The sequence below is a fragment of the Pseudomonas sp. ICMP 8385 genome (genome assembly GCF_002699915.1).
GTDB lineage: Bacteria > Pseudomonadota > Gammaproteobacteria > Pseudomonadales > Pseudomonadaceae > Aquipseudomonas > Aquipseudomonas gessardii.
The window spans coordinates 168,433-182,091 of sequence record NZ_LKBY01000157.1 but is presented as its reverse complement, the minus strand read 5'-3'; the positions used below and the strand labels follow the sequence as shown (position 1 = coordinate 182,091).

10 protein-coding genes are annotated in these 13,659 nt (G+C 61.4%); 5 read left to right on the top strand and 5 right to left on the bottom strand.

Annotated elements, in window-relative coordinates; translation table 11 throughout:
- Positions 1-44: 44 nt before the first annotated feature.
- Both lolD and AO268_RS30790 read right to left on the bottom strand, forming a co-directional pair.
- The gene (gene lolD / locus AO268_RS30795; RefSeq protein ID WP_162843709.1) at positions 45-728 is read right to left on the bottom strand and encodes a lipoprotein-releasing ABC transporter ATP-binding protein LolD; all 684 of its coding nucleotides are present in this window, start codon (positions 726-728) and stop codon (positions 45-47) included.
- A gap of 7 nt (positions 729-735) precedes the next feature.
- Positions 736-1,986, bottom strand: a complete 1,251-nt coding sequence (locus AO268_RS30790; RefSeq protein WP_076961281.1) for a lipoprotein-releasing ABC transporter permease subunit — start codon at positions 1,984-1,986, stop codon at positions 736-738.
- A 94-nt stretch (positions 1,987-2,080) separates the two neighbouring features.
- Between AO268_RS30790 and AO268_RS30785 the strand changes: the two genes are divergently transcribed.
- Both AO268_RS30785 and AO268_RS30780 read left to right on the top strand, forming a co-directional pair.
- Positions 2,081-2,665, top strand: a complete 585-nt coding sequence (locus AO268_RS30785; protein ID WP_076961280.1) for a PilZ domain-containing protein — start codon at positions 2,081-2,083, stop codon at positions 2,663-2,665.
- Positions 2,666-2,708: 43 nt separating this feature from the next.
- Positions 2,709-3,431: a glycerophosphodiester phosphodiesterase gene (locus AO268_RS30780; protein WP_076961279.1), complete on the top strand. Its 723-nt coding sequence runs from the start codon at positions 2,709-2,711 to the stop codon at positions 3,429-3,431.
- 42 nt (positions 3,432-3,473) lie between these two features.
- Here the strand turns inward: AO268_RS30780 and sthA are convergent, their stop codons facing one another.
- Together sthA and AO268_RS30770 are read right to left on the bottom strand one after the other, a co-directional pair.
- On the bottom strand, positions 3,474-4,868 hold the full coding sequence (sthA, locus tag AO268_RS30775) for a Si-specific NAD(P)(+) transhydrogenase (RefSeq protein WP_024074093.1): 1,395 nt from the start codon (positions 4,866-4,868) through the stop codon (positions 3,474-3,476).
- 190 nt (positions 4,869-5,058) lie between these two features.
- Positions 5,059-6,084, bottom strand: a complete 1,026-nt coding sequence (locus AO268_RS30770; RefSeq protein ID WP_099170781.1) for an FAD:protein FMN transferase — start codon at positions 6,082-6,084, stop codon at positions 5,059-5,061.
- Between the two features lie 263 nt (positions 6,085-6,347).
- Here AO268_RS30770 and AO268_RS30765 point away from each other — a divergent pair, with 263 nt between their 5' ends.
- A complete protein-coding gene (locus AO268_RS30765; protein ID WP_099170780.1) occupies positions 6,348-7,646 on the top strand; it encodes an MFS transporter in 1,299 nt (432 codons plus the stop codon).
- A 177-nt stretch (positions 7,647-7,823) separates the two neighbouring features.
- Here the strand turns inward: AO268_RS30765 and AO268_RS30760 are convergent, their stop codons facing one another.
- Positions 7,824-9,287, bottom strand: a complete 1,464-nt coding sequence (locus AO268_RS30760; RefSeq protein ID WP_076961276.1) for a glyceraldehyde-3-phosphate dehydrogenase — start codon at positions 9,285-9,287, stop codon at positions 7,824-7,826.
- A gap of 338 nt (positions 9,288-9,625) precedes the next feature.
- Here AO268_RS30760 and mfd point away from each other — a divergent pair, with 338 nt between their 5' ends.
- Both mfd and AO268_RS30750 read left to right on the top strand, forming a co-directional pair.
- Complete coding sequence (gene mfd / locus AO268_RS30755; protein WP_076961275.1) at positions 9,626-13,075, top strand: transcription-repair coupling factor; 3,450 nt, start codon at positions 9,626-9,628, stop codon at positions 13,073-13,075.
- A gap of 10 nt (positions 13,076-13,085) precedes the next feature.
- Positions 13,086-13,655 (top strand): CsiV family protein, encoded by a 570-nt coding sequence (locus AO268_RS30750; protein ID WP_076961274.1) that lies wholly within the window; start codon positions 13,086-13,088, stop codon positions 13,653-13,655.
- Positions 13,656-13,659: the final 4 nt, after the last annotated feature.

Sequence of the window (13,659 nt, the reverse complement as noted above, 5' to 3'; positions counted from 1 at the left end):
AAAAAATAGAAAACCCAGGCACAGGCGCCCGGGCTTGAAACAGGTCAGATGGCGACCAAATGACCTTCCTGCAGGTGCAACACGCGGTCCATTTGCCGGGCCATGCTCATGTCATGGGTCACCACCAGGAACGCGGTGCGCATCTGGGTGCTCAGCTCCAGCATCAAGTCCTTGATGCCCTGGGCGGTGTGGGAGTCGAGGTTGCCGGTCGGCTCGTCGAGCATCACCAGGCCTGGGTTGTTGACCAGGGCACGGGCAATCGCCACACGCTGGCGCTCGCCGCCGGACAATTCTGCCGGCTTGTGCTCCAGGCGATGGCCAAGGCCGACACGCTCCAGCAGGGCAGTGGCACGCTGGCGCGCCTCTGGGATCGCGGTCTTGCCGATCAAGAGCGGCATGCACACGTTTTCCAGGGCAGTGAACTCTGGCAGCAAGTGGTGGAACTGGTACACAAAGCCCAGGGAGCGATTGCGCAACTGGCCACGAGCCTTCTCGTTCAATGCCGAGAGTTCTTCACCGGCCAGCCACACGCTGCCGTGGGACGGCGTATCAAGGCCGCCCAACAGGTTGAGCAAGGTACTTTTGCCGGAGCCGGAACTGCCGACGATCGCCACGCGCTCGCCGGGATGCAGTTCCAGTTGCAGGTTGGACAGCACCACCACCGATTCCGGGCCTTCCTCGTAGGATTTGCCCAGGTTGCGGCAGCTCAGGATTGCTTTTTCACTCATGCCCGATTCACTCATAACGTAAAGCCTGCGCCGGCTGGGTACGTGCCGCGCGCCAGGCTGGATACAGGGTGGCAAGGAAACTCAGGACCAACGCGGCGCCGCCGACCATCAGCACATCCTGGCTCTGCACCTGGGATGGCAAATAGTCGATGAAGTAGACGTCGGCGTTGAGAAACTTGTGGCCGATCAGGGTTTCGACGCCGGCGATGGCAGCACTGACGTTCAGCGCGGCAAAAATCCCCACCGCCGTACCGATCAAGGTGCCGACCACGCCAATCACCGTGCCCTGGACCATGAAGATCGCCATGATCTGCCCCGGCGTGGCGCCCAGGGTGCGCAGAATGGCGATATCGCCCTTCTTGTCGTTCACCACCATCACCAGGGTGGAGATGATGTTGAACGCGGCCACGGCGACAATCAGCAGCAGCAGCAGGCCGATCATGGCCTTTTCCATGCGGATCGCCTGGTATAGGTTGCCGTGGGTCCGGGTCCAGTCGCGGGCGTAATACTCGCTTTCCCCCAACTGCTGGGCGATTTCCCAGGCGCCGCGCGGTGCGTCGAACAAGTCGTTGAACTTCAGGCGCAGGCCCTGTACCTGGTCCGGCTTCCAGCGATGCAGGCGGGCCAGGTCGGTGAGGTTGGTCAGGCCGAGGAAGCCGTCGATCTCGCCGGCGCCGACATGAAAGATGCCGACCACGGTAAAGCGCTTCATGCGCGGGAACATGCCGGCCGGGGTCACCGTGACCTCCGGGGCGACGAAGGTCAGCTTGTCGCCAATACCCACGCCCAGCTTGGCCGCCGCGCGGTCGCCGATCACGATGCCGAAGCTGCCAGGCGAAAGGGCATCGAGTTGGCCCTGCTGCATGAACTGATCAATGATCGAGACTTTGCGCTCCTGCGCCGGGTCGATGGCGTTGAGCAGGACTTTTTGCACCTTGCCATCATTGGTCAGCAGGCCCTGCATCTGGGTAAACGGCGCGACGGCCAGCACCTTGGGGTTCTGCTTGACCTTGTCGGCCAGGCTTTGCCAGTCACCCAGGGGCTCGCCGGACTCGATGGTCGCATGGGGCACCATGCCCAGCACGCGGGTGCGCATCTCATGATCGAAGCCATTCATCACCGATAGCACCACGATCATCACGACAACGCCCAGGGCGAGTCCGATCATGGAGGTCAGGGAAATGAACGACACAAAATGATTGCGACGCTTTGCACGGGTATAACGCGTGCCGATAAATACGAAGAGAGGTCTGAACATGTCGGGGCTTGTTCGGAGGAAAAGAAGACGTCCCGGTGGCGGGGTCTGGTAAGCAGCTTTACACTCAGACCATTACCGTTACCTGGGGTTCGCCATGACGACATTAGATGAAGAAGATCGCCGCGAATACTACCGTATCGACGACATGATCGCACTCCAAATCAAAAGCCTGTCTGCCCCGCAAGCGGCGAGCAAGGAAGTGTTGCTGGATGATTCCCCACTGTTCAACCTGCTCAGTGAACTGCACCTGAGCGAATTCGAGTCCCAGCACCTGCTGCGCCAGCTCGGCGAGCGCGACCGCACCCTCGTCGCCTTCCTCAAGGTGCAGAACAAACGCATGGATCTGCTCAGCCAGGTCATGGCGCAAAGCCTGCTGGGCGAGATCGGTGCGCCGCAGCCAGTGATCATCTCCGAAGGCGGTATCGACTTCCAGCACCCCACGGCGCTCACGCCCGGCAGCCACCTGGCGGTCAAGCTGGTGCTGCTGCCCCAGGCGCTGGGCCTGTTGCTGCGGGCCAAGGTTACCCATTGCGATCCGAAGGGCGATGGGTTTGACGTGGGCACCGAATTTGAATCCATGACTGACGCCCAGCGCCAGCTGCTAGCACGCTATATTTTGCAAAAACAGGCCCAGGAACGGCGCCTGGCCCGAGAACAAAGCGACGGCCAAGACACCTGATTTGATATTTATCCAGCCATACACCTGGCGAAAAGGAGCAACTGTGACCCTGATTTATGGCCACCGCGGCGCTAAAGGCGAAGCACCGGAAAACACCCTGACCAGCTTCCAGCAATGCCTCAAGCACGGCGTGCGCCGTTGCGAGCTGGACTTGCACCTGTCCATGGACGGCGAGCTGATGGTGATCCACGACCCGACCTTGAAGCGCACCGCCGACCGGCGCGGCAAGGTGGTGGAATACGTCGCCGCCGACCTGGTGAAAATGGACGCGCGCAAGGGCGGCCCGGGCTGGGTCAGCCCCTGCCCGATCCCGCGCCTGGAAGAACTGTTTGAACACTGCGACTTTGACCACTGGCAACTGGAAGTCAAGAGCGCCTCGCGCACCCGCGCCGCGACCACCGTGCTGGCGATCCGCGAAATGGCCCAGCGCTTTGGCCTGCTGGACAAGGTCACCGTGACCTCAAGCTCGCGGGAAGTGTTGAAAGCCGCCCTGGAGCTGACGCCGGACCTGTCCCGTGGACTGGTGGCCGAATACGCCTGGCTCGACCCGCTGAAGGTCGCGCAGAACTATGGCTGTGGGTATTTGGCGTTGAACTGGACGCTGTGCACCCCCGAGCGACTGGAAAAAGCCCAGCGCCAGGGCTTGCACGTGTCCGTGTGGACCGTCAACGAACCTGCGCTGATGCGCAGGCTCGCCGACTTCGGCGTAGATAGCCTGATTACAGACTTTCCCGGTTTGGCCACTGCCACTCTCGGGAATTACTGAAATCGGTCTCCCCGGCCGGCTCAGGCCACCGGCCGGAGCCGCTCAAAAAAGCCGGTTGAGGCCATCGTAGGCCGCTACCCGATAGGCTTCGGCCATGGTCGGGTAGTTGAACGTGGTGTTCACAAAGTACTTGAGGGTATTTTGCTCGCCCGGCTGGTTCATGATCGCCTGGCCGATATGCACGATCTCCGAGGCCTGGTAGCCGAAGCAATGCACGCCGAGTACTTCCAGGGTCTCGCGGTGGAACAGGATCTTCAGCATGCCTTGCGGCTCGCCGGCGATCTGCGCACGCGCCATGCTCTTGAAAAATGCCTTGCCCACTTCATAAGGCACCTTGGCCTTGGTCAGCTCGTGCTCGTTCTTGCCGATGGAGCTGATCTCGGGAATGGTGTAGATCCCGGTCGGCACATCGTTGACGTAGCGCCAGCTGCCGTTGTCGACAATGCTGCCGGCGGCCGAACGGCCCTGGTCGTGGGCGGCACTGGCCAGGCTCGGCCAACCGATCACATCACCGGCGCCATAGATATTGGTAACGCAGGTGCGGTAGTTCTCATCCACCTCGATCTGGCCACGGCTGTTGACCTTGACCCCAATGTTTTCCATGCCCAGTTTGTCGGTGTTGCCGGTACGGCCGTTGCACCAGAGCAAGGCGTCGGCCTTGATCTTCTTGCCGGACTTGAGGTGCAGGATCACGCCGTTGTCCAGGCCTTCAACGCGGTCGTATTCCTCGTTGTGGCGCACGGTGATGTTGTTGTTGCTGAAGTGATAGCTCAACGCCTGGGAAATTTCCGAGTCGAGGAAGCTCAGCAACTGGTCGCGGTTATCCACCAGCTCCACCAGCACGCCCAGGCCACTGAAGATCGAGGCGTATTCACAGCCGATCACGCCGGCGCCGTAGATGATCAGTTTACGCGGGGTATGGCCCAGGCTGAGGATGGTGTCGCTATCGTAGATACGCGGGTGGTGGAAATCGATATCAGCCGGGCGATACGGGCGCGAGCCGGTGGCAATGATGATGTGCTTGGCCACCAGTTTCTCGACCACGCCATTGGCGCAGACCACTTCGACGGTTTGCTCGTCGGCAAAGCTGCCGGTGCCGAAGAACAGGTCGACGCGGTTACGGGCGTAGTAGCCGGTACGCGAGGCGACCTGCTTGGAAATGACTTTCTCGGCGCTTTTCAGCACATCCGGGAACGAGAACCAGCGCGGCTCACCAATGGCCCGGAACATCGGGTTGGTGTTGAACTGCATGATCTGGCGCACCGAGTGACGCAAGGCCTTGGACGGGATGGTGCCCAGGTGGGTGCAGTTACCGCCGACCTGACGACGGCTATCGACCATCGCCACCTTGCGTCCTGCTTTGGCGGCATTCATCGCCGCACCTTCTCCAGCTGGGCCGGAACCCAGTACCACCACGTCGTAGTTGTAGACAGCCATGCGTACTCCTCAGAACAGGCCAGGACGCACGGTTGGGCGCCTGGCTAAATCATGCCGCGGCCAGCGGTCATGAAGGATCAAATAGGCTCAGGTGTGTGAGCCGGGGCACAGTCTATATAAGGCTCAACGCCGCGCACATTAACCCTTGGTCGCGTCGTAGGCCAGTTTTGCCTTTACTACACAGTATTGATCACGGCTTGAGCGCCGTCAGTTGTTCAAACGCTTTGTTGCTGCGTGTGACGAAAGCATCCCCCTCACGCATCACAAAAAATGCCGCGATCTGGTGTTTTTCTGCATAATCCCAGCCCTCGTCGGGCCCCAGCACCAACAGTAAGGTCGACAAGCCATCGGCCATCAGCGCCGAAGGCTCCAGCACCGTGACCGATGCCAGGTGATGGGTAATCGGTGCGCCGGTCCGGGCATCGAGGGTGTGAGAATAGCGGCGACCATCCTGCTGGAAATAATTGCGATAGTCACCTGAAGTAGACACGCCAAAGCCGTCCACCGCGATAATCCGCTCGGCTACCTGCTGGTCATCCCGCGGTTCTTCCAGGGCCACACGCCAGGGCATGCCATCGGGTTTGCGCCCGGCAGCCTTGAGCTCGCCGGTCACTTCGACCAGGTAGCGGTGGATGCCCGACTGCCCAAGCCGCTCGGCAATCCGGTCCACCGTGTAGCCGGCGGCAATACTGTTGAAGTCCACTTGCACCGCCGCATCCTTGCACAATTGGTGACCGTCGATACGCAAGTGCTGATGGCCGACGTGCTGGCGCGCCAGGGCCAGCGTCATGGGATCCGGGACTTTTACCTGCCGCGCCTGGGGGCCGAAGCCCCACAGGTTGAGCAGTGGCTCGACCGTCAGGTCAAAAGCCCCGCCACTGGCCTGGGACAATTGTTCGCCGGTGCGCACCAACTGCAGGATCGACTCGGGCATCGGCTGGCAGCTGTTGGCCGGCAAGTCATTGAAGCGCTCGATATCGGAATCGCTGCGATAGGTCGACATCTGCCGGTCGACCTCGGCAAGCAGGCTCTCGACCTGCGGCTGCACCTCACTGGCTGCCGGCGTGCCGGGGGTGCGGACATATTTGATTGAATAAGTGCTGCCCATGGTCGGGCCGCCAAACGCCTCCAGGGACTCCGCTTTACCGCAGCCCGCCAGGATCGCCAGCGCACTCCCCAGCACAGTGCCTAGCACCGCGTACCGCAAACCGTTCATAAGCCACACAACCTTATTGCTGCTGAAATCTGAATGAAGCCGCACTCAAGCATATTTCCGGGGCGGGCCATTATGCGGCATGTCGTCGCCTGGCGAGGGTTGGCGTGGAGCAACTAGCCAGCTTGCTAACGGTTTTTGTTGCTCGCCAAGACAGATACACATATGGTTACAAAACTCTTCGGCGCCCGCTCGCGCCCAGACCTTGCAGCAAGGATGAACGACGACCAGGGATTTCCAACAAGATAGCCAGTTGAGTAAATGACATGGCCAGCACCACGGGCAAAGGCAAGGCGATCTTTCGCGTTGTCAGCGGTAACTTCCTCGAAATGTTCGACTTCATGGTCTACGGCTTCTACGCCACGGCCATTGCCAAGACCTTCTTCCCTGCCGACAGCGCCTTTGCGTCCCTGATGTTGTCCCTGGCCACCTTCGGTGCCGGGTTCCTGATGCGCCCGCTGGGGGCGATCTTCCTCGGCGCCTACATCGACCGCCATGGCCGTAAAAAAGGCCTGGTGATCACCCTGGCCATGATGGCCGCCGGGACCGTGCTGATCGCCTGCGTGCCCGGCTATGCCACCCTCGGGGTGGCCGCACCGCTGATCGTGCTGTTTGGCCGGTTGCTGCAAGGCTTCTCGGCGGGTGTCGAACTGGGCGGGGTCTCGGTATACCTGGCGGAAATCGCCACGCCGGGGCGCAAGGGCTTTTTCGTCAGCTGGCAGTCCGCCAGCCAACAAGCTGCGGTGGTGTTCGCCGGCCTGCTGGGTGTGGGCTTGAACCACTGGCTGAGCCCCGAGGAAATGGGCGAATGGGGCTGGCGCGTGCCGTTCCTGATCGGCTGCCTGATCGTGCCGGTGATCTTCGTGATTCGCCGCTCCCTGGAGGAAACCCCGGAATTCCAGGCGCGCAAGCATCGCCCTACCCTGCAGGAAATCATCCGCTCCATTGGCCAGAACTTTAGCATCGTCCTGGCGGGCATGGCGCTGGTGGTGATGACCACCGTGTCGTTCTACCTGATCACCGCCTATACCCCGACCTTCGGCAAAGCCGAGTTGCACCTGTCGGACCTGGATGCGCTATTGGTCACCGTGTGCGTGGGCATTTCCAACTTTATCTGGCTGCCGGTGATGGGGGCGGTGTCCGACAAGATCGGCCGTAAACCCTTGCTGCTCGGTGCGACGATTCTGGCGATTCTCACGGCATACCCGGCGTTGTCATGGCTGGTGGTCAATCCGAGTTTCAGCCACCTGCTGATCGTGCTGTTGTGGCTGTCGTTCCTGTATGGCTCGTATAACGGCGCCATGGTGGTAGCCCTGACCGAAATCATGCCGGTGGAAGTCCGCACCACCGGTTTCTCCCTGGCCTACAGCCTGGCGACCGCAACCTTTGGCGGCTTTACCCCGGCCGCCTGCACCTACCTGATCCATGTGCTGGATAACAAGGCCGCGCCGGGGATCTGGCTCAGTGGGGCGGCGGTGCTGGGGTTGATTGCGACCTTGGTGCTGTTCAAGGGTAATCGGCATGAACTGCGCACTGCACAGGCTTCGGTAGTCGGTGGAGCCTGATAGATCGCTATCGCGGCGATGCGGCGGCCCGACAAGCCCACTCCCACATTTGAATGTATTCGCAAATCAAACTGTGGGAGCGGGCTTGCCCGCGATGAGGCCTTCAAACCCAACACAAAATCCCCAGACACAAAAAAGCCCCGAACCAGTCGGGGCTTTTTCATCTACCGCTAATGCTTAGCGCGGAAACGCAGGCGGGTTGACCCCAGCCATGTCTTCCATCACGCGCACTACCTGGCAGCTGTAACCGAACTCGTTGTCGTACCAGACGTACAGTACAACGCGGTTATCCTGGGTGATGGTCGCTTCAGCATCGACCACACCGGCGTGGCGCGAGCCAACGAAGTCGGTGGACACCACTTCCTGGGAGTTGACGAAGTCGATTTGCTTATGCAGATCGGAGTGCAGCGCCATGTAGCGCAGGTACTCGTTCATCTCTTCACGGGTAGCGGCTTTCTCAAGGTTGAGGTTGAGAATGGCCATCGACACGTTCGGCGTGGGTACACGGATCGCGTTACCGGTCAGCTTGCCGGCCAGCTCAGGCAGGGCCTTGGCAGCAGCGGTGGCCGCACCGGTCTCGGTGATCACCATGTTCAGCGCGGCGCTACGGCCACGGCGATCGCCCTTGTGGAAGTTGTCGATCAGGTTCTGGTCGTTGGTGTACGAGTGAACGGTTTCGACGTGGCCGTTGATGATGCCGAACTTGTCATTCACCGCCTTGAGCACCGGCACGATAGCGTTGGTGGTGCAGGAAGCGGCAGACACGATCTTGTCGTCAGCGGTGATTTCGTTGTGGTTGATGCCGTGAACGATGTTCTTCAGCTTGCCTTTACCAGGCGCAGTCAACACCACGCGGTCGATCCCCGGGCAGGCCAGGTGCTGGCCCAGACCGTCGGCATCGCGCCAGACGCCGGTGTTGTCCACCAGCAAGGCGTTCTGGATGCCGTACTGGGTGTAATCCACCTCGGTCGGGTTCTTCGCGTAGATCACCTGGATCAGGTTACCGTTGGCGGTGATGGTGTTGTTTTCTTCGTCGATGGTGATGGTGCCATTGAACGAACCGTGTACCGAGTCGCGGCGCAAGAGGCTGGCGCGCTTGGTCAGGTCATTCTCGGCGCCTTTGCGCACGACAATAGCCCGCAGGCGCAGGCCGTCGCCACCGCCGGTCTTTTCGATCAGGATGCGTGCCAGCAGGCGGCCGATACGACCGAAGCCGTACAGCACCACGTCGGTGCCTTTGCGGGATGCGGCGTTTTGCTGGCCAACCACGTCGGCCAGTTCTTCACGCACGAACTGCTCGGCGCTGCGGCCATTGCCTTGGGCGCGGAATTTGAACGCCAACTTGCCCAGGTCTACCGAGGCCGCGCCGAGCTTGAGCTCGCTCATGGCTTTAAGCAGAGGGAATGTTTCGTGGACGGAGAGTTCGCTATCGTCGGCAGAACGATGGCGAGCAAAGCGATGAGCCTTGAGAATCGCGATGACTGATTGGTTGATCAGGCTGCGGCCATAGATCGAGCTCACCACATTGTTATTGCGGTACAGCTGACCGATAAGCGGGATCATCGCTTCTGCGAGTGCTTCACGGTCGATCCATTCACCAAGACACTGGTCGGGCTTCTGAGTCACGGGAACCTTCCACATGTAGGGGCTGAAAAAAGGGGCTACATTATGCCGCCCGGCCGCCCCCTGAGCAATGCGCGTCACGCAACAAAAGCCCTTGCACATAATTTTTGCCGCGGCGCAGCCCAGTAAATACGCGGCTTCCAGCGCACCCCTTGGGGAAAGGCCCTGGCGACTTATCCGTAACCCTCCGAAACATATGTACATTTTTGCACTACATACCGAGTCAAAACCGCGCATTGTTTGTCTTAGCCACTACATTTCCTACAAACCGTATTAGGCACAGTCAGCAACTGACAGGCGGCACTCCAGGCCGTTACAATTACCGACTTTGTCGCAACGCTGGAGCTCAACCTTCCGTGCCCGTCCTGCGTCTACCGCTACTCCCTGCCGAGGCAGGTAAACAGCATTGGGGCAATTTGCCCGGTGCCGCCCTGAGCCTGGCCATTGCCGAGGCTGCCAGTGCAGCCAAACGCTTTACCCTGCTGCTGACCGCCGACAGCCAAAGTGCCGAACGGCTGGAGCAGGAGCTGAGCTTCTTCGCCCCCGATTTGCCGGTGCTGCATTTCCCGGACTGGGAAACCCTGCCCTACGACTTGTTCTCGCCGCACCAGGACATCATCTCCCAGCGCATCGCCAGCCTGTACCGCTTGCCGGAATTGGCCCACGGCGTGCTGGTGGTGCCGATCACCACGGCCCTGCACCGCCTGGCGCCGACCAAGTTCCTGCTGGGCAGCAGCCTGGTGCTGGATATCGGCCAGAAGCTCGATGTAGAACAAATGCGCACGCGCCTGGAAGCCAGCGGCTACCGCTGCGTCGATACGGTGTACGAACATGGCGAGTTCGCCGTGCGCGGCGCGCTGATCGACCTGTTCCCGATGGGCAGCAAACTGCCCTACCGCATCGACCTGTTCGATGACGAAATCGAGACCCTGCGCACCTTCGACCCGGAAAACCAGCGCTCCATCGACAAGGTGCAGTCGATCAAACTGCTGCCGGCCCGGGAGTTTCCCCTGCAAAAAGACGCGGTCACGCGCTTCAAGGCGCGCTTTCGCGAACGTTTTGACGTGGACTTCCGCCGCTGCCCGATTTTCCAGGACTTGAGCAGCGGGATTACCCCCGCCGGTATCGAGTACTACCTGCCGCTGTTCTTCGACGAAACCTCGACCCTGTTTGACTACCTGCCCCAGGACACCCAGGTGTTCTCGTTGCCGGGCATCGAGCAGGCAGCGGAAAACTTCTGGAACGACGTACGCAACCGCTATGAAGAGCGCCGCGTCGATCCATCCCGGCCGTTATTGCCGCCTGCCGAGCTGTTCCTGCCGGTAGAAGACTGCTTCGCCCGCCTCAAGAACTGGCCGCGCGTGGTTGCCAGCCAGCAGGATGTGGAAGCCGGCGTCGGTCGCGAACGCTTCCCGGCCCAGACCCTGCCGAACCTGGCCATCGAGGCCAAGGCCAGCCAGCCGCTGCAAGCGTTGTCCGACTTCCTCGGCGACTTCCCCGGTCGTGTGCTGTTTACCGCCGAATCCGCCGGGCGCCGCGAAGTGCTGCTGGAGTTGCTGGAACGCCTGAAGCTGCGGCCAAAAACCGTCGACAGCTGGCCGGACTTCGTGGCTGGCAAGGATCGCCTGGCGATCACCATTGCCCCGCTCAACGAAGGCCTGCAACTGGATGATCCGGCCCTGGCGCTGATTGCCGAGAGCCCGCTGTTCGGCCAACGCGTGATGCAACGCAGGCGCCGGGAAAAACGCGCCGATGCCAACAACGACGCGGTGATCAAGAACCTCACCGAACTGCGCGAAGGCGCGCCGGTGGTGCATATCGACCACGGTGTGGGGCGCTACCTGGGCCTGCAGACCCTGGAGATCGACAACCAGGCCGCCGAATTCCTCACCATGGAATACGCCGAGGGCGCCAAGCTCTACGTGCCGGTGGCCAGCCTGCACCTGATCGCCCGCTACACCGGCAGCGACGATGCCCTGGCGCCGTTGCACCGCCTGGGCTCCGAGACCTGGCAGAAAGCCAAGCGCAAGGCCGCCGAACAGGTGCGCGACGTGGCCGCCGAACTGCTGGACATCTATGCCCGCCGCGCAGCCCGCGAAGGGTATGCGTTCGCCGACCCGAAGGCCGACTACGCCACCTTCAGCGCCGGCTTCGCCTTCGAAGAAACTCCGGACCAGCAAACCACCATCGACGCCGTGCGCGCCGATATGCTCGCACCCAAGCCCATGGACCGCCTGGTCTGCGGCGACGTGGGCTTCGGCAAGACCGAAGTGGCGATGCGCGCCGCGTTTATCGCGGTGCATGGCGGCCGCCAGGTGGCAATCCTGGTGCCGACCACCCTGCTCGCCCAGCAGCACTACAACAGCTTTCGCGACCGCTTCGCCGATTGGCCGGTGACCGTGGAGGTGATGAGCCGCTTCAAGTCGGCCAAGGAAGTCAACGCAGCCGTCGCCGACTTGGCCGAAGGCAAGATCGATATCGTGATCGGTACGCACAAGCTGCTGTCGGACGATGTGAAGATCAAGAACCTGGGCCTGGTGATCATCGACGAAGAGCACCGCTTTGGCGTGCGCCAGAAGGAGCAGCTCAAGGCCCTGCGCAGCGAGGTCGATATCCTGACCCTGACCGCCACACCGATCCCGCGCACGCTGAACATGGCGGTGTCGGGCATGCGCGACCTGTCGATCATCGCCACGCCGCCGGCGCGACGCTTGTCGGTGCGCACCTTCGTCATGGAACAGAACAAAAGCACGATCAAGGAAGCCCTGTTGCGCGAATTGCTGCGCGGCGGCCAGGTCTACTACCTGCACAACGATGTGAAAACCATCGAGAAATGCGCCGCCGACCTCGCCGAACTGGTGCCGGAAGCGCGGATCGGCATCGGCCACGGGCAGATGCGCGAGCGCGAACTCGAACAGGTGATGAGCGACTTCTACCACAAGCGCTTCAACGTGCTGATCGCCTCGACCATCATCGAGACCGGCATCGACGTGCCGAGCGCCAACACCATTATCATCGAGCGCGCCGACAAGTTCGGCCTGGCGCAACTGCACCAGTTGCGTGGCCGGGTCGGCCGCAGTCACCACCAGGCCTATGCCTACCTGCTAACGCCACCGCGCCAGCAAATTACCGGCGATGCCGAAAAACGCCTGGAAGCCATCGCCAACACCCAGGACCTGGGCGCGGGCTTTGTGCTGGCCACCAACGACCTGGAAATCCGTGGCGCCGGCGAACTGCTGGGCGACGGCCAGAGCGGGCAGATCCAGGCTGTGGGCTTTACCCTGTATATGGAGATGCTAGAGCGCGCGGTGAAAGCCATCCGCAAAGGCGAGCAACCGAACCTCGACCAACCCCTGGGCGGCGGCCCGGAAATCAACCTGCGCCTGCCGGCGTTGATTCCCGAGGACTATCTGCCGGATGTGCATGCCCGGCTGATCCTGTACAAGCGCATCGCCTCGGCCACCGACGAAGAAGGCCTCAAGGACCTGCAAGTGGAGATGATCGACCGCTTCGGCCTGCTGCCGGAACCGACCAAGAACCTGGTGCGCCTGACCCTGCTCAAGTTGCAGGCCGAGCAATTGGGCATCAAGAAGGTCGATGCCGGCCCCCAGGGCGGGCGTATCGAGTTTGAAGCGCAGACGCCGGTGGACCCGTTGGTACTGATCAAGTTGATCCAGGGCCAGCCCAACCGTTACAAATTCGAAGGTGCCACGCTGTTCAAGTTCATGGTGCCGATGGAACGTGCCGAAGAACGCTTTAATACATTGGAGGCGCTGTTTGAGCGCCTTATCCCGAAATCTGCTTGAAGGACATCCCATGCGCCTGCTTCGTATCCTGAGCCTGTTGTGGGTAGTGGTCGCACCTTCGGCGTTTGCCGACAGCCTCTACCAGGTGGAAATGATCCTGATCCGCCAGAATGCGGAGCCGCCGGTCAACAGCCGGCCGGCCCCGGAAAACTGGGATGCCGGCCTACCCCGCCAGGGGGGCGAAAAAATCAGCCCGCCGCGCCTGAACAACATCGTCGACAAACTCCAGGCCAGCGGCGACTACACTGTGCTGCTGCACAAGGCCTGGGAACAGACCCTGGGCGAACAGCCGGTGAAGGTGAAAATCACCGACGGCCAGGAACAGTTCGGCCAGTACCCGATCCAGGGCACCCTGGAGCTGAAACTGGGGCGTTTCACCAGCATTGATGCGAGCTTCTGGCTCAACCAGTTCGACAACAACGGTAGCGTGATTGCCAGCGAACACCTGAGCCAGCCGGACGTGCGCACCAAGAACAACCAGCTCAACTACCTGGACGGCGGCCACCTGGCCTTGCTGATCAAGATCACCTCCCTCACCGCCAAGCCACCGAGCGCACCGCCGCCCGGCCTGGCAGACTGATCCA